The 20,297-nt window shown below is 64.0% G+C and carries 15 protein-coding genes; 12 read left to right on the top strand and 3 right to left on the bottom strand.

Annotation, left to right across the window (positions count from 1 at the left end; genetic code table 11):
* Positions 1-71: 71 nt before the first annotated feature.
* Both L8F45_RS10285 and L8F45_RS10280 read right to left on the bottom strand, forming a co-directional pair.
* Positions 72-1,073, bottom strand: coding sequence for an NADP-dependent oxidoreductase (locus L8F45_RS10285; protein ID WP_342362774.1), 1,002 nt, complete (start codon positions 1,071-1,073; stop codon positions 72-74).
* 49 nt (positions 1,074-1,122) lie between these two features.
* The gene (locus L8F45_RS10280) at positions 1,123-1,938 is read right to left on the bottom strand and encodes an oxidoreductase (RefSeq protein WP_342362773.1); all 816 of its coding nucleotides are present in this window, start codon (positions 1,936-1,938) and stop codon (positions 1,123-1,125) included.
* 89 nt (positions 1,939-2,027) lie between these two features.
* Between L8F45_RS10280 and L8F45_RS10275 the strand changes: the two genes are divergently transcribed.
* The 6 genes from L8F45_RS10275 (at position 2,028) to L8F45_RS10250 (ending at position 11,247) form a co-directional block, all read left to right on the top strand.
* Entirely contained in the window at positions 2,028-2,459 is a 432-nt protein-coding gene (locus L8F45_RS10275) for a winged helix-turn-helix transcriptional regulator (RefSeq protein ID WP_342363414.1), read from the top strand.
* Between the two features lie 391 nt (positions 2,460-2,850).
* Positions 2,851-4,671 carry a hydantoinase B/oxoprolinase family protein gene (locus L8F45_RS10270; protein ID WP_342362772.1) on the top strand — a complete coding sequence of 607 codons (1,821 nt, stop codon included), beginning with the start codon at positions 2,851-2,853 and terminating at the stop codon, positions 4,669-4,671.
* On the top strand, positions 4,658-6,691 hold the full coding sequence (locus L8F45_RS10265) for a hydantoinase/oxoprolinase family protein (RefSeq protein ID WP_342362771.1): 2,034 nt from the start codon (positions 4,658-4,660) through the stop codon (positions 6,689-6,691). The genes L8F45_RS10270 and L8F45_RS10265 overlap by 14 nt, the downstream gene beginning before the upstream one ends.
* 34 nt (positions 6,692-6,725) lie before the next feature.
* On the top strand, positions 6,726-8,123 hold the full coding sequence (locus L8F45_RS10260; protein WP_342362770.1) for a M20/M25/M40 family metallo-hydrolase: 1,398 nt from the start codon (positions 6,726-6,728) through the stop codon (positions 8,121-8,123).
* Positions 8,124-8,233: 110 nt separating this feature from the next.
* The gene (locus tag L8F45_RS10255; protein ID WP_342362769.1) at positions 8,234-9,970 is read left to right on the top strand and encodes a M28 family peptidase; all 1,737 of its coding nucleotides are present in this window, start codon (positions 8,234-8,236) and stop codon (positions 9,968-9,970) included.
* Between the two features lie 140 nt (positions 9,971-10,110).
* Positions 10,111-11,247 carry a M20 family metallopeptidase gene (locus L8F45_RS10250; RefSeq protein WP_342362768.1) on the top strand — a complete coding sequence of 379 codons (1,137 nt, stop codon included), beginning with the start codon at positions 10,111-10,113 and terminating at the stop codon, positions 11,245-11,247.
* A gap of 189 nt (positions 11,248-11,436) precedes the next feature.
* On the opposite strand, the gene L8F45_RS10245 is transcribed toward L8F45_RS10250, so the two are convergent.
* Complete coding sequence (locus L8F45_RS10245; protein ID WP_342362767.1) at positions 11,437-13,227, bottom strand: M28 family peptidase; 1,791 nt, start codon at positions 13,225-13,227, stop codon at positions 11,437-11,439.
* A 172-nt stretch (positions 13,228-13,399) separates the two neighbouring features.
* Between L8F45_RS10245 and L8F45_RS10240 the strand changes: the two genes are divergently transcribed.
* The 6 genes from L8F45_RS10240 to L8F45_RS10215 all read left to right on the top strand — a co-directional run bounded on the left by L8F45_RS10240 (position 13,400) and on the right by L8F45_RS10215 (position 20,297).
* On the top strand, positions 13,400-15,106 hold the full coding sequence (locus L8F45_RS10240; RefSeq protein ID WP_342362766.1) for an ABC transporter substrate-binding protein: 1,707 nt from the start codon (positions 13,400-13,402) through the stop codon (positions 15,104-15,106).
* A gap of 49 nt (positions 15,107-15,155) precedes the next feature.
* A complete protein-coding gene (locus tag L8F45_RS10235) occupies positions 15,156-16,133 on the top strand; it encodes an ABC transporter permease (protein ID WP_342362765.1) in 978 nt (325 codons plus the stop codon).
* Positions 16,117-17,040: an ABC transporter permease gene (locus L8F45_RS10230; RefSeq protein WP_342362764.1), complete on the top strand. Its 924-nt coding sequence runs from the start codon at positions 16,117-16,119 to the stop codon at positions 17,038-17,040. The genes L8F45_RS10235 and L8F45_RS10230 overlap by 17 nt, the downstream gene beginning before the upstream one ends.
* 5 nt (positions 17,041-17,045) lie before the next feature.
* Positions 17,046-18,047 carry an ABC transporter ATP-binding protein gene (locus L8F45_RS10225; RefSeq protein ID WP_342362763.1) on the top strand — a complete coding sequence of 334 codons (1,002 nt, stop codon included), beginning with the start codon at positions 17,046-17,048 and terminating at the stop codon, positions 18,045-18,047.
* Positions 18,035-19,018: an ABC transporter ATP-binding protein gene (locus tag L8F45_RS10220; RefSeq protein WP_342362762.1), complete on the top strand. Its 984-nt coding sequence runs from the start codon at positions 18,035-18,037 to the stop codon at positions 19,016-19,018. Before L8F45_RS10225 ends, L8F45_RS10220 begins: the two co-directional genes overlap by 13 nt.
* Before the next feature lie 88 nt (positions 19,019-19,106).
* Positions 19,107-20,297 carry a metal-dependent hydrolase family protein gene (locus L8F45_RS10215; RefSeq protein ID WP_342362761.1) on the top strand — a complete coding sequence of 397 codons (1,191 nt, stop codon included), beginning with the start codon at positions 19,107-19,109 and terminating at the stop codon, positions 20,295-20,297.

Raw genomic sequence — 20,297 nt, 5'->3', positions numbered from 1 at the left:
CACTCATCACAGCCAAAGGATGACGGCTGCCGCAAGCAACGAATGCCGTTTGCTTCTGTTGACCTCAGTCGTCACTTCATGGTGACGACGACCTTCCCCTTCGCGCGACCCGTTTCGACATAGGCCAGAGCCTCGTTGGTCTTCTCGAACGGGAAGACCCGGTCCATCACCGGGCGTATGTCGCCCGCCTCGATCAAGGAGGTGATCTTTCCGAGTTGTCCGCCATTCGCTGTCATGAAGAGAAACGAATAGCTGATCCCCCGGCGTTTCGATTTTCTCCTGACGCCAGAACTCAGCAGGCGCATGACCTGTTGAAGCAGCCAGCCGGAGCCGTTCTCCCTCGCGAAGTCCGGATCGGGCGGACCGGAAATCGAGATCAGCTTCCCGCCCGGTTTCAGCACAGCGAGCGATTTCTCCAGCGTGTCCTTCCCGAGGCTGTTCAGCACGACATCGTAGCCCTGTAACACTTTCTCGAAGTCATCCCTCTTGTAGTCGACCACGACGTCCGCGCCGAGACTTTTCACAAGAGCGACATTTGCCGTGCTCGTGGTGGTGGCCACATAGGCCCCGAGATGCTTGGCGAGCTGGATCGCGATCGTGCCCACACCGCCCGAGCCGGCATGGATCAGAACCTTTTGCCCCTTCTGCAAATTCGCCCGCTCCACCAGCGCCTGCCATGCCGCCAGGGCGACAAGCGGAATGGATGCGGCCTCGTTCATCGTGAGATTGCTCGGCTTCATCGCCACATCGGCCTCGTCCATGGCGATGTGCTCAGCAAACGTTCCGATGCGATCCTGGGCCGGACGCGCATAGATCTCGTCGCCGGGCCTGAATCGCCGAACATTGGCCCCGACCCGGACCACGACGCCCGCGACATCATTGCCCAGCGCCAGTGGGAGGCGGTAGGGCAGGATCAGCTTGAACTCTCCGTCCCTGATCTTGCTGTCGAGAAGGTTCACGCCGGCGGCATGAATCTCGACCATGACGTCGCTCTCACGCAACTCCGGTTCGGGACTTTCTCCGAGCCGCAGGGCGCCGCCTTTCCTGTAGCGATCGATCAGGAATGATTTCATCGGACTGACTTTCGTTTCTGTGGCGAGCCGGCAATGCGGCGATGCAAGCTCAACCGGGAAGCCCGTTGAATTTCCGAAGGTTCCTGTCGACGAAGGACTCCGGCAGGAAGCGGCGCATGAAGCGGACCTGCGCCGCGACTTTTCCGGCGGTGTAGCGTCGTTTCGGCGCCGCCGCGTTGGCGGCTCTTACGACGGCTTCGGCGACCACCTCGGGCGCGTCGCCCTTCGCGACGATCTCGCGCATCAGTTTCCCGGCGTCCGCGCGAGCCGCATCGTAGATGGCGAGGGACCGGTCCGGTCGCGTGATGTTCTCTTCGAAGGACGTGCGGGTCACGCCGGGCTCGACAAGCACGACACGGACGCCCTGCGTTCGCACTTCGTGGTCGAGAGACTCCGAATAGCCTTCGATGGCGTGCTTGGTCGACGCGTACAGCGCGTTATAGGGAGCGGGGATCAGCCCGAGGATGGAGCTGAGATTGACGATCCGGCCGCTACGCTGCCGTCTCATCACTGGCAGGACCGCATTCGTCATTCGGATGACGCCGAACACGTTCACGTCGAACACGGCTTTCGCCTGCGCCGTCGTGGATTCCTCAGCGCCGCCGAGCAGTCCGATCCCGGCATTGTTGACGAGAAGATCGATCCGCCCCGCGCGGCTCACAACTTCGTCGACGACGCTCTGCACGGATGCATCGTCGATCACGTCGCAGGTCAGCATCGTGATCCCGTCCGAGGTGTCGGGCATTGGTTTTCGGCTCGTGCCGAAGACGCGGTAGCCGTCGCGCCGCAACGCCCGCGCCGTCGCCAGTCCGATGCCGGAGGAGGCGCCCGTGACCAGGGCGACGCCGCGTTCTGTCTTGCTCATCGTTTTCGGCCTTCATTTTGTCGTGGAACATCGACGAACCGTCTGTTACTATCAAATCGATAGTAAGTCACTACCAAAAAGATATGGACATGAAAAATCTTTCGGACCAGCCATGTCTGATCGCTCGGAGCCTGGCGCTTGTGGGTGACGCATGGAGCGTGCTGATCATGCGCGACGCCCATGCCGGGCTGACCCGCTTCGATGATTTCCGTAAGAGCCTCGGGATCGCCCCGACGATGCTGACGGGACGGCTTTCAGCCCTGACAGACGAGGGGATGCTGGAGAAACGCCGCTATTCCGACCGCCCGCCACGGGACGAATATGTGCTCACGGAAGCCGGCCGCGACTTTCTGCCAGTGCTGTTTGCGATCGGCGCGTGGGGACGCAAGCATCGCGGCGGGGGCAAGGTGACCCGGTTCTTCGACGCCGAGACGGGAACGGAGATCGATCCCGTCACCATCGATCGCGCGACCGGCGCTCCGGTCGGAACGCGTCCTATTCGTATCGCTGCGGCCGAATGAGCTTTCCCAAGGCAAATTAAATAGGGCCGACCTAGCCGCAGAAGGCCCTGCCGCGCCCCGCGATTCGCCGGGGATCGCGAAGACGAGCGCGGCCGCTGGCTCTTCCGCCGCCGACCGGGAGGCCGATAGGCGGGCTTCCTATTGGCTCCCCGGGCCGGCGTTGCGACGGGGGTCCTATGCGAAATTAGGCGTTGCGGGCGCGCCGGCGCCCGTTTCACACTGGCGCGACTCTGAAACGCTGTTTCGCTCTGCAACTCCGCCCGCATGCGATCTCCGCCGTTCCCTGATGATACGAGCGCGCCCGGCGCCGCCGCGGATGGCGTCATCCTTGCCCTTCCTTTTCGCCGGCGCGATCCTGCGCCGGCGCCTCGCTTCGCCAGGGAATTGACCGATGTTCAGGCCCCATGACGCCGATCGCCCGCCGCCGGCCAGCGTCTGCGATCCTGTCACGCTCGAAATCGTCCGCGGCGCGGTGCGCGCCGCGCAGGCCGAGATGGAAGCGCTGATCGAGCGCACCGCGATCTCAGCCTTCATCCGCGAGAAGAAGGATTTCTACACTGGCCTGTTCGACGCGCAGGGCGTCATGGCGGTTGGCTCCATGGTGCCGGTATTTGGCGACATGGTCGGGCCTGTCATCAAGCACTTCCCGCTGGAGACGATGAAGCCCGGCGATCTCTACTGGTACAATGACTGCTACGGCTCGCGCGGCGCGGTCTCCCACTCCAACGATCAGGTGCTCATCGCGCCGGTGTTCCACGAGGGGCGGCGCTGCGCCTTCGTCATGGGCTGGGCGCACTTCGCCGACATCGGCGGCATGCGGCCGGGCTCGATCAGTCCCGATACGACAGACATCTTCCAGGAAGGCATCGTCGTGCCGCCGACGAAGCTGATCGATCAGGGCAAGACCAACGAGGCGACGCTCACGATCTTCCATCGCAATTCGCGCTTTCCGGCCCAGAGCCTCGGCGACATGCGCGCGCTGATGGCCAGCGTCGAACTCGGCGTGAAGCGCGTCGAGGAAATTCTTGTGCGTTTCGGCGCCGACGTGGTGCAGGACGCGCTCGATCAGTTGCTGGCGCGCACGCGCCGCCTCGTGCGCCAGAAGCTCGCGGAGACGTTCGATTACGGCACGCACAAATTCACCGACGCCATTGATTCCGATGGCCACGGCCACGGCCCCTATCGCCTCCGCTTCGCGCTGACGCGCGAGAAGGGAGCGGACGGCGAGGATCGTTTTATCTTCGATGCGACCGAGACCGACGATCAGGCGCCGGGACCCGTCAATTTCCTGATGAATCCCGGCGTGCCCGGCATGGCGCTCGGCCTCTACTATCTCGGCGGCGATCCCGCGCAGGTGTGCAACGCCGGCGGTCCGCAAGCGCTCGACGAAGTCAGATTGCGCGAGGGTTCGCTGCTCTGGCCGAAATGGCCGGCGCCGCTCGGCATGCGCGGCCTCACCATGATGCGCGTGCTTGCGACGCTGAACGGCCTCGTGAATGTCGCAGGCGGCGGCGCGCCGGCCGCGCATTCCGCCTATGTCATCACGCTGATGCGCGGCCGCTATCGCGCGGAAAGCGGCGCGCTGGAGCCGTTTCTGCTCGCGGACGGGATCGGCGTCGGCTATGGCGCGCGCCCGACCGCCGACGGCATCGACGCGGTCTATTTTGTCGCGCAGGAGAATTATCCGGTCGAGTTTCTCGAACTCGGCTATCCCGTGCGGTTGCGCGCCTATGGCGTCGTGCGCGACTCTGGCGGCGCAGGCCAATATCGCGGCGGATGCGGCATCCTGCGCGAATATGAATTTCTTGCCGAGGACGCGATGCTGGGCGTCCGCATCGACAGCGTGAAGAATCCGCCGTGGGGCATCGCCGGCGGCATGGCTGGCGGTGTCGGCCGCGTCACCGTCAATCCCGGCGCGTCGGACGAACGTCAGATCTCGCCGCTTTCAGATGGCAATGCGCTGAAGAAGGGCGACATCCTGCGCATCGAGACCGGCGGGGGAGGCGGCTACGGCCATCCCTTCGATCGGCCCACCGAAGCGGTGCTCGAAGACGTGCTGGGCGGCTTCGTCAGCGTCGCCTCCGCGCGCATCCTTTATGGCGTCGCGATCTCCGACGGCGTCGTGGATGAGGCCGCCACCAGCGCGCTGCGCGCGAAGCGTCCGGAAACCCGCGCGTTCCATCGCAACGAGTATGTCGATGCCCTCTCCTGAGTCAGGCCTCACCGTCGCCATTGATATCGGCGGCACATTCACCGACATCGCGTTGCATGATCGCGCCAGCGGCGAAGTCTGGCGCGCCAAGACGCCGAGCGTTCCCTCCGATCCCTCGCAGGCGTTCCTGACCGGCGTTCGTCTTGCGCTGGAGAAAGCGGGACGCGAGGCGATCGATTTGCAGCGCGTACTGCATGGCACGACCGTCGCCACCAACATGATTCTTGAGAACAAGGGCGCGAAGGCGGCGCTGGTGACGACGGCGGGCTTCCGCCATGTGCTCGATATCGGCCGCCAGGACATTCCGCGCCGCGCCAATCTCTACGCCTGGGTGAAACCGGCGCGCCCGGTTCCGCCGTCGCGCATCGTCGAGGTGAGCGAGCGCGTCGGCGCCGGCGGCGCTGTGTTGCAGCCGCTCGATGAAGCGAGCGTGCGCGATGCGGCCGAGGCCTGCCGGCGCATGGGCGTCGATGCCGTTGGCGTTTGTTTGCTGCACGCTTTCGCGAACCCCGAGCATGAGCGGCGCGTCGCCGCGATCCTGCGCGAGGAATTGCCCGGCGTCGCCGTCACCGCGTCGACCGACGTGATGCCCGTCGCGCGCGAATTCGAACGCACGCTGGCGACGGTGCTCAACGCTGTCGTGATGCCTGGGGTCTCCACTTACGTCTCTCGTCTCGAAACGCGCTTGCGCGATGAAAAGGTCGATGCGCCGCTGCTGCTGATGCAGTCGAATGGCGGCGTCGCCGGCGCTCCGACGATCCGCCACGCGCCTGTCCTGACCGCGTTGTCGGGGCCGGCGGCCGGCGTCGTCGGCGCGCGCGAAGTCGGCGCCGCCTGCGGCATCGATAACATCATCACTGTCGATATCGGCGGCACCAGCGCCGACATCTGCCTGATCAAGGGCGGCAAGATCGGCCTCACGCAGCACGGTCATGTCGGCGACTGGCCGCTGCCGTTGCCGATGGTCGACATGGTGACGATCGGCGCGGGCGGCGGCTCGATCGCGCGCATGAAGGACGGCGCGCTCAATGTCGGCCCGCAAAGCGCAGGCGCCGATCCCGGCCCCGCCGCTTATGGGCGCGGCGGACAGCAGGCGACAGTCACGGATTGTCACGTCACGCTCGGCCATCTCCCCGACAGTCTGCTCGACGGCCGCATGAAGCTCGACGTTGAGGCCGCGCGAAATATCGTTCGCGAACGCGTGGCTGAGCCGCTGTCGCTTTCGATCGAAGCGGCGGCGCGCGGCGCGCTCGCCATCATCGACAATCACATGGTCGGCGCATTGCGCGTGGTGTCTGTGGAGCGCGGCCATGATCCCCGCGATTTCACGCTCGTTCCCTTCGGCGGAGCAGGGCCGCTGCATGGCTGTTCGCTTGCGGCGCTGCTTGGCGTCCGACAAGTGATGATCCCGCCGGCGCCGGGCGTGCTGTGCGCCGACGGTCTGCTCGCCGCTGATCTTAAGGCGGAGTTCAGCCGCACGCTGCCGCGCGCCGGCGCGGTCGATGTCGCCGCCGCCGAACGCATCTTCGCGGAGTTGCAGCAGCAGGCGGATAATTGGCTTGATGTCGAGCGCGTGCCGGACGCGCAGCGCGGTTTCGCTCGCGTCGCGCTCATGCGTTATCACGGTCAGGGCGGAGAGGTCGCGACGCCGTGGAGCGGCGCGGCCGGAGAAGTCGAGAAATCGTTCGAGGCGATTCATCAGTCGCTTTACGGTTTCACGCTTGGCGCAGCGATCGAATGCGTCACACTGCGCATTGAGGCTGTCGGAAAGATGTCGGCGCCGGCGCGTCCGAAACTCGGCGCGGGCAAGGGCGCGAAGCCTTTCGGCAAGCGCGCCGTGCATTTCGATCAGGGGACGGTCGAGACGCCGCTCTATGATCGCGCTTCGCTCGGCGCCGGCGACAAGTTTACGGGGCCTGCAATCGTGACGCAGCTCGATGCGACGACGCTCGTTCGCCCCGGATGGACGGCGACCGTCCATGAGTCAGGAGCAATCCTGATGACCGCGCCCAACGCCTGAGACACTTCTCTCGCAGAGATAACTGGAACTCGCCATGACTGACGCAACGCGCGCTTCTCTCGTCGATCCCGATCTCGCGCGCGTCTTCGCGCATATCGAGGCGAGCAGGGACAGCTTCATCACGCGCGTGATGGACTATGTCCGTCATCCCAGCATCAGCGCGCAGAACATCGGCATCGCCGAAGTCGGCGCGATGCTGCTGAAGATGCTGACCGAGCTTGGGCTGAAAGCGCAGTCAATCCCGACGAAGCGCCATCCCATGATCCTTGGCCGCTGGGACAAGAAGCCCGGCGCGCCGACCGTGCTGCTTTACGGCCATTACGACGTGCAGCCGCCGGAACCGCTGGAAGCCTGGGTCAGCCCGCCGTTCGAGCCGACGATCCGCGACGGCCGCATTTTCGCGCGCGGCATCGGCGACAACAAGGGACAGCATTTTGCACAGCTTCTCGCGATTGAATCCCATCTGAAGATTCTGGGCACGCTGCCCTGCAATGTCGCGTTCCTGCTTGAGGGCGAGGAAGAGATCGGCAGTCCGCACATCGCGGAATTCGTTCGCGAGCATAAGGACAAGCTGAGGGCTGACTTCGTCGTTACGGCGGATGGACCGCTGCACGAATCCGGCCGCCCGACCGTGAAATTCGGCGTGCGCGGCGTCGCCTCGTTCGAGTTGCGCGCGAAAGACGCCAAGCGCGACATGCATTCCGGCAATTTCGGCGGCGTCGCGCCGAACGCGCTGTGGACGCTCGTGCATCTCCTGGGAACGATGAAGAACGCCAAGGGCGAGATCACCATCGAGGGGCTGCATGACAAGATCATTCCGCCGGGCGAACTGGAGCGCGCTGCAGTCAAGAATCTGCCGCTCGATATCGAGAAGACCAAGCGCGAGATGGAGTTCCGGCGTCTCGATGAACCGCAGGATCGGCCTTATTACGACCGCCTGATGTTCCATCCGACGCTGACCATCAACGGCTTCCATGGCGGCTATGGCGGCGCAGGCCACAAGACGGTGCTGCCATCGGAAGCCTTCGCAAAATGCGACATCAGGCTCGTCGAGGCGATGACGCCGCAGGATGTGTTCGAAAAAGTGGCCGCGCATGTGAAGAAGCATGCGCCTGACGTCGAGTTCATCGCGCAGGGCGGCATGCTGCCGTCGAAGACGCCGATGGATTCGCCCTTTGCCAAGCCGATCGTTGAAGCCTTCATCGCCGCGCAGGGCGTCGAGCCGCTGCTTTATCCCAGCGCCGGCGGCAGTCTGCCGGATTACGTCTTCACGAAAATTCTCGGCGTGCCCGCTTTCGTGACGCCTTACGCCAATGCGGATGAAGCCAATCACGGGCCGAACGAGAATCTCAAGCTCGACTGCTTCATGAACGGCGTCAAGACAGGCGCGGCGCTGCTTTCGCGCGTCGCTGCGCTCGGCGGCAAAGGCTGACCTCCAATTCATCAGGCGCGCCCCGGCGAGCGTTTCCGCGCTTGCCGGCGGGGCTTCTGACGTCCTATCGTTCAATAGAACGTGGTTTCATCCAGTAAAACGAGGCGGCCATGGGACAGTTCGACAGCATCCTCAGCCAGATCAATCTCGACGCGCCCTGGAAGCTGGTCGAGACCTTCTCGACCACGCCGCGCTGGAAGCCGGAGGATGTGAATGCGAGCTGCGAGGTCATCGTCGCGGCGCTGAAGGCGCATGGCGTGCCGGTGACGGTTCACAACGCCAATATCTATCTCTCCATTCCCTATCATGCCGAGGTGCGCGCCAACGGCCGCACCTTCAAGGCGAAGCCTCCGGCCATGGGGCGCGACGTGCGCAACGGCCTTGAGGGCGAACTCGTCTACGTGCCCGCGCAATATTCGAAATCGATCGGCACGCTCTTCAACAAGAACCAGGACGCCGACATGTCGGCGGAGTCCCGCATCCGCGGCAAGATCGTCATCTCCGAAGGCTTCGCCTTTCCCGGCAAGATGAAGGAGTTCGAGGACAAAGGCGCGATCGGCTGCATCGCCGTCAATCCTGGCGCGGACGCCCACTGGGGCATTTGCACCTCGATCTGGGGAACGCCCGATCTCGACGATCTCCCGCGCAAGCCGAAAATCCCCGTCGCCGCCGTCAACAGTCCCGATGGCAGGGAACTGATCAAGATCGCGGAAGCCGGCGGCAAGGTCACGATCGTGACGAAGCTCGAAGAAGGATGGTTCGAGCAGAAGGTTCCGGTCGTCGAAATCAAGGGAGCGACGGAGCCCGACAAGTTTGTGCTGCTGCACGGGCATTACGATTCATGGGATGTTGGCGTCGGCGACAATGCGACCGGCGACGCGACGCTGCTCGAACTCGCGCGCGTGTTCTGGAAGAACCGCGACCAATTGAAGCGCTCGGTGCGCATCGCCTGGTGGCCGGGACATTCCACCGGCCGTTACGCCGGCTCGACCTGGTTCGCCGATGAATTCGCCATCGACCTCGACGAGAATTGCGTCGCGCAGGTGAATTGCGACAGTCCGGGCTGCCGCTGGGCGACGGAATTCAAGGATGTCTCCTGGATGTCGGAGACCGAGAAATATGTGCAGGGCGTGATCCGGCAAGTGGCCGGGCTCGAAAGCCATGGCGAGCGGCCGCATCGCGCCGGCGACTACTCCTTCAACAATATCGGCTTGTCGAGCTTCTTCATGCTGTCCTCGACGATGCCGGACAAATTGCGCGAGGAGAAGGGCTACTATGCCGTGGGCGGCTGCGGCGGCAACATCGCCTGGCACACCGAGCACGATCTGATCGAGATCGCCGATCGCGATATTCTTCTTCGCGACATGAAGGTCTATGCCGCCTCCGTCCTTGGCGTCGCCAACGCCGAGGTGCTGCCATTCGACTGGCGCGCGACAGTGAAGGAATTCTCCGACACGTTGAAGAAATACGAAGCCGCTGCCGGCAAGGATATCGATTTTGCGCCGGCGACGAAGGCGCTTTCGGCTCTGTCGTCGAAACTTGAGGCGCTCTATTCCGGCGTCAGCGGCAAGAAGGTGAAGGCCGCCGCCGCCAATGAGGCGATCACGGCTTTGTCGCGCGTGCTGGTGCCGATCAATTTCACGCGCGAGGCGCGCTTCCGCCACGATGCGGCGACGCCGGTCTCGCCCTTGCCGACGCTCGCCGGCGCGCTCGATTACGCGGCGACGGCGCCTGAAATGAAGGGCTTCGCGCGCACGCAACTCGTGCGCGGGCGCAACCGCTTCGTCGCGGCGATGAATCAGGCGTCGGCGATTGTCGATCGCGCACTAGATCACGCCGCACTTTGATTGAATCAATCAAAGTGCGGGAACGTGATCGATTCCAAACGTTGAGAGCATGGCTTTTGCAGCGCGAACGCTGGCGTTCGTCTCGGAAAAACCGGTTCCCACTTTTCCGCGCCATGCTCTAGGCTGAGGGGCTTGTTGATATGAATCACGTCGCAACCGCGTCACGTTTCGACACGCAGGAGATGCTAGACGCCATCCGTGAATGGGTGGAGATCGAAAGCCCGACGCTCGATCCGATGAGCGTCAACCGCATGGTCGATCACGTCGAGAAGGGCTACGAGGGCACGGGCGCGCTGATCGAGCGCATATCAGGCGTCAACGGTTATGGCGATCATCTCATCGCGCGTTCGCCCTGGGGGCAGGGCAAGCGCGGCGTGCTTGTGCTCAGCCATCTCGATACGGTGCATCCGATCGGCTTCATCAAGCGATTGCCCTTCAAGGTCGAGGGCGATGTCGCCTACGGGCCCGGCATCTATGACATGAAGGGCGGCGCTTATATCGCGTTTCATGCCTTCCGCGAACTCGCGCGCACCGGGCGCACGGCGCCGCTGCCGATCACGCATCTCTATGTCTCGGATGAAGAGGTGGGCAGCCACACATCGCGCCACATCATCGAGGAAGAGGCGCGCAAGGCGAAATATGTGCTGGTGACGGAGCCGGCGCGCGAAGGCGGCCGCATCGTGACAGCTCGCAAGGGCGCCGCGCGCTTCTCCATGAAAATCGTCGGCCGCCCCGCCCATTCAGGCGCGCGCCATGAGGATGGCCGCAGCGCTGTCACCGAACTCGCGAAACAGATCCTCGCGCTTGAAGGCATGACGGACTATGCGCGCGGCGTGACGGTGAACGTCGGTATCGTCGGCGGCGGTTCGCGCGCGAACGTCGTGCCGGAGGAAGCGCATGCCGAAATCGACATGCGCGTGCCGACCGACGCCATCGCTGATGAGATGGTGGCGAAGGTGCTGGGGCTGAAAGCGCACGGCAAGGACGTCACGGTGACCGTGACAGGCGGCCTCAATCGTCCGCCCTATGAGAAGGACGAGCGCGTCGCGTCATTGTTCGACCACGCCAAGGCGCTCGCCGCGCAGATCGGGTTCGAACTGAAAGACTTGAAAACCGGCGGCGGCTCGGATGGCAATTTCACCGCCTCGATCGCGCCGACGCTCGATGGCCTCGGCGTCGACGGCAAGGGCGGCCACACCGATTACGAGCAGCTCTATGTCTCCTCGATCGCGCCGCGCGCACGCCTGATGCATGAGCTCTATCTGACGCTGGAATAGGGCGCATCGTTTGTTTGGCGCGACATTTATTCAGCGTCATCGCCGGGCTTGACCCGCCTGCGCGGCCGTAGCCGCTTCGGCGAGGCGAAGGCCCGGCGATCCAGTTGGAAAACCACAGTATGACGTGAAGAGCTGGATCGCCGGGTCAAGCCCGGCGATGACAGTGTGGAGAGTGGGGAGAAAGCGATTCTATTTCGCCGCTTCCACCACGCGCTGCGCCTCGCGCAACGCCGCGACCAGACGATTGAGCCCGCGCTTCAACTGCGTCTGGCCGAAGCCTTTCTCGCTGTCAGGCAGATGCGGCAGCTCCTCCGCAATCGCGATCGTCGGCAGCGGCGGCACGGTATAGGCGGGATCATGCCGGAAGCGCGGTTCGCGCGCGAAATTGATCGGCACGAGAATGCGTGCGAGCTTCTGGATCGCGGCGTTCGCCGCCTTCGGTTTGATCGCGCCTGATTCAACCGACGCGTAGAACGCGTCCAGCGTCTTTGCGAGCGCATCGATCTCGACCTTCGCGACGGTCAGGTCGGCGAGGCCCTTCGACGCTGTGGCGTAACGGGCGACGGTCGCGGCGAATTCCTTCGCCGTCTCGCGCCAGTCGGCCGGGAGGATCGCGGCGTTGGCGTGGCGCAGCGCCGAAAGCGCATAGATGCGCATATCGGTGAGCAGCTGGCCCTTGTCGGCGATTTCGAGCTGATCGTTCTCGGTGTGCCAGGCGATGTTTCCGCCGCAGCCGGACACATCGTAGTAGTGTTTCTCCTCGCGCAGTTTGTCCGGCATCGTCGAGGACAGCATGTAGTAGCTCGACAGGCCGATATTGTTGAAGGAGTAGTCGCCGGCCCGGTTGGGCCGCTTCGTCATGAAGGTCTTGCCGCCCTCGATCGCTGTGATCACGGCCTGCACATGCGCTGCGGTCTCCGACATCGTGGTCGTCTGGTGATAGCTCGTCGCCCAGCGGCAACCGGGGCTGTCGCAATTGATCTGCGCGACGCAATTCTCGTCGAGATCAATGGCGAATTCATCCGCGAACCAGGTTGAGCCGGCGTAGCGGCCGGTGGAGTGCCCCGGCCACCAGGCGATGCGTACGGAGCGCTTGAGTAGGCCCTTGTTCGCCCAGAACACGCGCGCGAGTTCGAGCAGCGTCGCATCGCCGGTCGCATTGTCGCCGACGCCGACATCCCAGGAATCGTAATGGCCGTGAACGAGCACGAACTTGTCCGGCTCCTCCGCGCCCTTGATCTCCACGACAGGCACTTTCTGCGGGAAGAAGCCTTCCTGCAGCACCGTGCGGATCGTCGCCTTGCCTGACTTCGTCGCGGCTGCCTTCAGCGCCTTGCCCGTATCCTGATTGACCGCGATCACGGGAATCTTCGGCTTGCGCGGGAGGTCGTCGAGATCGGGCGTGCCCCACACAGTCGTGCAGGTGCCCCAGTGAATATCGACGCCGGGATTGATCGCGATTAACCCGACCGCGCCCCATTCCTCCGCGATCTGCGACAGCGCCGGATTGCCGAAGCCCTCGGTGACGAGAATGCGTCCCTTCACTTGCGCGCCGATCTTTTCGCTCTCGCTTTCCGGACGGCCGAACAATTCAGCGATAGATTTCGCGTAGGAGCGCAGCGCCTTGAGGTTCGCTGGCAGATAAACCAGTTCTGCGGTCAGCCCGTCCGGCGTCGAAACGCAGGAAGAGGGCGGCTTGGCGCGATAACGCACGCCCTCGATTTCGATGCTCGCATCGTGCGGTATGGAGAGATAGACTGTCGGCTGATGCACGGCGACGGGAACGCCGAGAGCCTTCAGCTTCTCGACGATGATGTCGGCGCCGGCATTGACGTCTTCGGGTTTCCAGCGCGGCGTGTGCGCGAAGATTTCGACCAGGGACCATGGCGCGTCGAGGGAGACGGCGTCGATGATGCGGCGCTCGGTTTCGTTCAGGGCTTCGGGGTGGGCGACCTTGGGAAGCGACACGGTGTCCAGCATGCGAGCTCTCTTTGACGTCTTGATGAGCGACGATAATCGGCGCCTCGCCCAAACCTTAGTCGCTGAGATTTGTTTTATCCATCGAAAAAGGTGTTTACCTGATGGCACAATTTGGACAGACTAACTATGCGGCGTGGCGAGCTGCGCCGGGCCGGGGGTGAGGAGGGAGCCGATGTCCGCAAAGAAATCTGAAACGTCTGGCGCAGGCGCGATGCTTGATCGTCGGCGCCTGCTCATGACGGGAACCGCGGCGTTTCTGATCAGCGCCGCCGGCGTTCACAGCGTCGTCGCGCAGCAGGCCGGCGATCCCATTCGCAAGCTGGTGCTGGTGACCGCGGCGCAGGCCGCTGATCCCCAGGAGTTCCAGGCTGCGCAACTCGTGGCGCAGGAATGGCGCAAGCTCGGCCTCGACGTCGAGGTGCGCGGCATGCCGCGGCCGCAGCTCTCCGATCTCGTCTGGTTCAGCCGCGACAAGTGGGACACGACGATGTGGCGCATGGTCGGCCGCCCCGAGCGCTCCGATCCTGACGAAGTCGTCTACAGCCTGTTCCATTCCGCGAACCGCGAGAAGGGCTACAATTTCGTCGGTTACAACAACCCGACCTATGACAAGGTCGCAGAAGATCAACGCCGCGAGCTCGATCTTCCCAAGCGCAAGGCGCTGATCAATCAGGCGCAGGATATCATCGTGCGCGACCAGCCCTACCTCTTCCTGGTCTATCCCAAGAATGTCGCCGCTTATCTCTCGAATGTCTGGAAGAAGGAAAGCGTCGTCGATCAGTCGGGCATCGGCATCAGGAATTTCTGGACTTTCGTGGGTCTTGATCCGGTCGGAACGCAGAAGGACATCGTCTGCAACGCGACCGAAGCGATGGTCGCGCTCAATCCGCTTTATGTCTCCGGCGCGATCGATAGCTGGGTGACCGATCTCGTCTGGGATCGCCTGATGCGCGTGGGTCCGGACGGCCTGCCGAAGCCATGGGCTGCGGAAAGCGCGACCTGGGTCAATCCGACGACGCTCGACGTCAAGGTGCGCAAGGGCATGGTGTGGCATGACGGCAAGCCGGTCACGCTTGATGATGTGATCTTCTCCTTTGAAGCGCCGGCCGGCGACAAATCGCCGATGTACAAGCCTTTTGTCGCGAACATCGCGAAGGTCGAGAAATCGGGCGACGACACGGTTCGCTTCACGCTGAAGGAGGCGAATTCTTCGTTCCTGACGGCGACATTGTCCAAGATCAATCTTGTGCCGAAGCATGTGTGGGAGCCGATCCTGCAGAAGCTCGCGGGCACGCCGCAGACGGCCGAGCAGCAGCAGGAGCAGCAGCCGATCGGCTCCGGCCCCTTCAAGGTGTCGCGCTTCAAGCTGCAGGAAGAGATCGTTCTCGAAAAGAACGCGCAGCACTGGTCGGCGCCCAAGGCGGATCGCTGGATCATGCGCATCGTCACCAACACGGAAGCCGCTCTCGGCATGCTGCGTCGCGGCGAGGTCAATTTCCTCTCCGACTATCGCGGCGACCCCAAGCTGCTGGAAGACATCGCCAAGCAGAACAAGGCGGTCGAGGTCGCGTCGACCGTCGATATGGGCTTCCGTTTCGTGGCGCCCAATCTGCGCCGTCCGCCCTTCGACGACATCAAGTTCCGCAAGGCGCTGGAGCTCTCCATCAACAAGAACCTGATGGCGCAGGCGGCGTGGAACGGTTTCGCCGTGCCGGCGACATCGCATGTCTCCTCGGCGCTCGCGGCCTGGTACAAGCCCGAGCCTTTCAAGCCGAGCCTCGACGAAGCGAAGAAACTGCTGCAAGACGCGGGTTATCGCGTGGTCGGCGGCAAGCTGCATTATCCCGCCGGCGTCAAGGAAACGCTGACGCCGAACTGATGTTGTCGCGGGGCGTTGGAGAAGAGATTGTGAAGCGGAGCGCGCCGGCGTGAAAGCCTTGCTGTCGCGCTTTGCGCAGATGGTCTTTGTTCTCTGGATCGTGGCGACGATCCTGTTCCTGATCTTCCGGCTCATGCCGGGAGATCCGACCGCCGCCTATATCGATACGACCTTCACCGAGGAGCAGCAGCGCCAGCTCCGCGCCGCGTTTGGCCTCGATCAGTCGCTGTTCAAACAATATATCCTGTTCATTACGAACGCCGCGCATGGCGAGTTCGGCGAATCCTTCCATCATCGCAAACCGGTGATCGACCTGCTTCTGGAGGTTCTGCCGAACACGATCGTGCTGACGCTGACCTCGATCATCATCGCCTATATCTTCGGCGTGCTGGTTGGGGCGTGGCTTGCCTGGAACCGCGGCAGTCGCGCCGAGGCGTTCGTCGTGCCGACCGTTCTCGCTCTTCGCGCGGCGCCGGAATTCTGGCTCGGCATGGTCCTTCTCGCGACGCTTGGTTTCGGCCTCGGCTGGTTTCCGTCCGGCGGCGCGAATGAAGCCGGCGCGGCCTATACGAGCGAATGGTCCCGCTTGTTCTCGTTGGACTTCCTGCATCACCTCACGCTGCCCGCGCTGACTCTGGCGCTCTATTTGCAGGGGCTGCCGCTGCTGCTGATGCGCTCGAACATGCTCGACGTGATGCATGAGGATTTCGTCATGATGGCGCGCATGAAGGGCCTGCCGGAATGGGTGATTGTGCTGAAGCACGCCGCCCGCAACGCGCTGCTGCCTGTGGTGACTGCATTCGCGATCGGCATCGGCCAGTCGATCGGCGCGAATGTGGTGGTGGAGAGCGTGTTTTCCTGGCCGGGTCTCGGCAAGCTGCTGGTGGCGTCTGTGGCGGCGAGCGATTATCCCGTCGCGCAGGGCGCGTTTCTCCTGATCGCAATTGTTCTCGTCGGCATGAATTTCGTCGCCGATCTTCTCTACGCGCTCCTCGATCCCAGGATCAGCCATGGCGCACGTCGCTGACGCGCCGGCCGAACGCGCCGTGGAGGCGCCGCGCAGGGGGAGGCCGCTTGCGGCGCTGATGCGTTTTTTGCGCCTGCCGCAGGGCGATTTCTTCGCCATCGCCGGCCTCGTGATCTATATCGTCTTCGTGTTGACGGCTCTGCTCGCCGATGTGGTCCGCCCGCATGATCCGCTTGAGATCCTGTTCAACGACGACGGGACCCTGCTCGCGAACGCGTCGCCGAGCTGGTCCAATCCGCTTGGCACCACCAATCTCGGCCGCGACATCTTTTCCCAGCTTCTCGTCGGCGCCCGCGCCGCGCTTGTCGTCGGCGTGACGGCCGCGATCGTGGTGGTCGCCATCGGCACGCTGATTGGCCTCGTCTCCGGCTATTTCGGCGGCTGGATCGGCAGCGTGCTGATGCGGTTCGCCGACGTCGCGCTCGGCATTCCCTTCCTGCCCTTCGTCATCGTCATGTCGAGCTTTATGGGGCCGTCGACCTGGCCAATCGTGATGTCGATCGCGCTGCTGCTCTGGCCCAACACAGCGCGCGTCATCCGCGCCCAGGTGCTCATCGTGCGGGAAAGGGCGTTCGTCGAAGCGGCGCGCGTCTCGGGCTCCTCGACATGGCGCATTCTCTTCGTCCATGTCGCGCCGAACATCCTGCCGCTGTCGTTCCTGTACGGCTCGATCGCGATCGGTTGGGCGATCCTGACGGAAGCGTCCGTCAGCTTTCTCGGCTTCGGTCCGTCCGACAAGGTGTCGTGGGGCTACATGCTGCAGGACGCCTATGGCTCGCAGGCGCTTTCGCGCGGCAGCTACAACTGGTTCGTGCCGCCGGGCCTTTGCATCGTGCTTGTCGTCGTCGCCGGCTTCTTCATCAGCCGCGGCTATGAGGAGCTTCTGTTCCCGAAGCTCAAGGACTGAATGGCGTGCTGCTTGCCGTCGATAATCTCAAGGTCGATTACCAGACGCCGGCTGGCGCTGTGCGCGCGGTCGAGCGCGGCACGTTCGACGTGCCCGCGGGCGAGATCGTCGGCCTCGTCGGCGAATCCGGCTGCGGCAAGACCACGCTCGCGCGCGCCGTGACCGGCGTGATGGCGCGCAGCGCGCGCGTATCCGGCGGCTCGATCCGTTTTGAAGGCGAGGAGATCGCCGGCGCGCCGCCATCGAAGATGCGCGATCTCTTGTGGAAGCGCATGGCGTTCGTGCCGCAGAGCGCCATGAATGCGCTCGATCCCGTCTATCGCGTCGGCCAGCAGATTGGCGAGGTGCTTGTCTATCGCGGCGGCTATCGCAAGGCGGATGTCGCGCCGCGCATCGCCGAACTGTTCGAGATGGTCGGCCTCAATCCGTCGCGGCAGCACGATTATCCCCATCAATTCTCCGGCGGCATGCGCCAGCGCGTCGGCATCGCGCTGGCGCTGGCGCTCGATCCCGCGCTTCTGATAGCCGACGAACCCGTCACCGCGCTCGACGTGATCGTGCAGCGCCAGGTTCTCGACACGCTGAAAAGCCTGCAGCGTAGGCTCAACCTGTCGGTAATCCTCGTAACCCATGACATCAGCGTCGTCGCCTATGTCTGCGACCGCGTCGTGGTGATGTATGCCGGGCAGGTGATCGAGTCAGGCAAGGCGGTCGATGTGCTGGAGCGGCCGCAGCATCCCTACACCATGGGGCTGACGAACGCCTTTCCCGATCTCGGCCGCGCCGCGAGCACGCTCGTGCCGATCGCGGGCGCGCCGCCCGATCTGCGCGATCCGCCGAAGGGATGCCGCTTCGCGCCGCGCTGCCCCTTTGTCGAGCCGCGCTGTCGCGAGACGTCGCCGGCGCTGGAAACTGACGCCCCTGGACACGCCGCCGCGTGCCTGCGCGTCGCGGATGCGCCCATGCTGCGCGAACAAGCGAGGGACCCCGCGCGATGGGCCGCCTGATCGCTGTCAACGATCTCAAGAAGCATTATCCGACGTCACGCTCCTTCGCGGAGATGGCGCGCGGCGAGCATCCCGCCGTGCGCGCGCTAGACGGCGTGTCCTTCGAGGTCGACGAGCATGAGAGCCTCGGGCTGCTTGGCGAGTCCGGCTGCGGCAAGACCACCACGGGCCGATTGCTTCTGAAACTCGAGGAGCCGACATCTGGCGCGATCGCGATCGACAACGCGCCGATCTCACGGCTTAAAGGCGCGGCGCTGAAGGAGTTTCGCCGTCAGGCGCAGCTCGTCTTCCAGAATCCGTTCGACGCGCTCAATCCGCGCATGACGATGGAGCAGTCGCTCACCGAACCATTGCTCAATTTCGACATTCCAAAAGCCGAGCACGCCGACCGCATCGCCGCGGCGCTGTCGCAGGCGCGTCTGCCGCGCGTGAAGGAAGTGCTGCCGAAATATCCGCACCAGTTGTCTGGCGGCCAACTCCAGCGCGTCGTGCTCGCGCGCGCCTTGATGCTGGGGCCGCGTTTCATCGTGGCGGACGAGCCGGTCTCGATGCTCGACGTTAGCGTGCGCGCCGGCATTCTCAATCTGATGCGCGACGTGCAGCAGGCCGCGGGCCTGAGCGCGATCTATATCTCCCACGACCTCGCGCTGGTGCGGTATGTCGCGAAGCGGACGCTCGTGATGTATCTCGGCCGCATCGTCGAGGACGGGCCGACCGAAGAGATCGTGCTGCGCCCGCAGCATCCCTACACCAAAGCGTTGATCGCGGCCGTTCCTGTGCCGCGCGTCGATCAGGATCGCGGCGCGCTGCCGATCAAGGGCAACGTGCCCGATGCGAAGAGGCCGCCGAGCGGCTGCCGTTTCCATGATCGCTGCCCGATCGCGATCGCGCGCTGCACGACCGATGATCCGCTTCTCCTGCAGGCGGCGGCCGGCCATCGCGTCGCCTGCCATCTCGTCAACAAGCAATAGGCGCGCAAAGCGCCGCTTTGATTTTTGTCGCAACGTTCTCGCGGAAAGCCGGTTCCCGCTTTTCCGCGCGTTGCTCCGGGAGGAAACCATGCGAACCCTTTATCGCGGCGGACTCGTATTCGACGGCGCGGAAAGCCGCGAAAGCCATGGCGTGATGGTCGAGGGCGTGCGCATCGCGCGCGTCGCGCCTCTGACGGAATTCGACGGTTTCTCCGATCGCGTCGTCGACACGTCGGGCGCGACCCTCATGCCCGGAGTGATCGACGCGCATACGCACATCATGCTGACCGGCGGTCCCGATCAGCTCGGGCCGCTCGAAACCCTGCCGCCGGTCGCGCTGGCCTTTGGCGCGCTGAAACATGCGCAGGATGCGTTGATGGGCGGCGTGACGTCGCTGCGCGATGTCGGCGGCAAGAACTTCATCGAGATGCAGGTGCGCGACGCCATTGCGCGCGGCGATTTCGTTGGCCCGACGATCCAGTGCTCGGGCCACATCATCTGCATCACCGGCGGCCACGCCTACAGGATCGGCCGGCAGGCCGATGGCGTCGATGAGATCGTGAAGGCGGTGCGCGAGCAGATCCGCGCCGGCGCCGACCTCATCAAGTTGATGGCGACCGGCGGCATGTCGTCGGCGAATTCCGATCCCGGCGCAAGCCAGTTCACCGAGGCCGAGATCAACGCCGCCTGCGCCGAGGCGCAGCGCCAGGGCAAACCGACGGCGGCGCACGCCCATGGCCGCGGCGGCGTGCTCAACGCGGTGAGGGCGGGGATTACGTCGATCGAGCACGGCGCCTTCATCGACGCCGAATGCATCGAGGAAATGATCAAGCGCGGCGTGTTTCTCGTGCCGACGCTTTCAGTCAGCCACTGGACCGAGAAGAACGCGGAGGGCGGTTCGATCCCGCAATTCATCATCGAGAAGACGCAGAAATCACGCGAAGCGCGGCGCAAGAATTTCAAGGCGTTCTATGACGCCGGCGGCAAGATCGCGATGGGAACCGATGGCGGCACCCAATACAATTATCACCGCCTGAGCGCTTATGAGCTGGCGCTGATGGTCGAAAGCGGGATGACCGCGAAAGACGCGCTGATTGCGGGAACGTCAGCCGCGGCCGAACTGATGCGCATGCCCGATCGCGGCCGCATCGCCGAGGGCTGCTTCGCCGATCTGCTCGTCGTCGACGGCGATCCCGTGAAGGATATCGCGAACGCCGCGCTGGCGGAGCGGCATCGCCTTGTCGTGAAGAATGGCGTTGAGGTGAAGCGCCGCGCGTGA

The sequence above is a fragment of the Terrirubrum flagellatum genome (assembly GCF_022059845.1).
GTDB lineage: Bacteria > Pseudomonadota > Alphaproteobacteria > Rhizobiales > Beijerinckiaceae > Terrirubrum > Terrirubrum flagellatum.
Note: the sequence above shows the minus strand (reverse complement) of the source record. Positions and strands in the feature narration are given on the sequence as shown.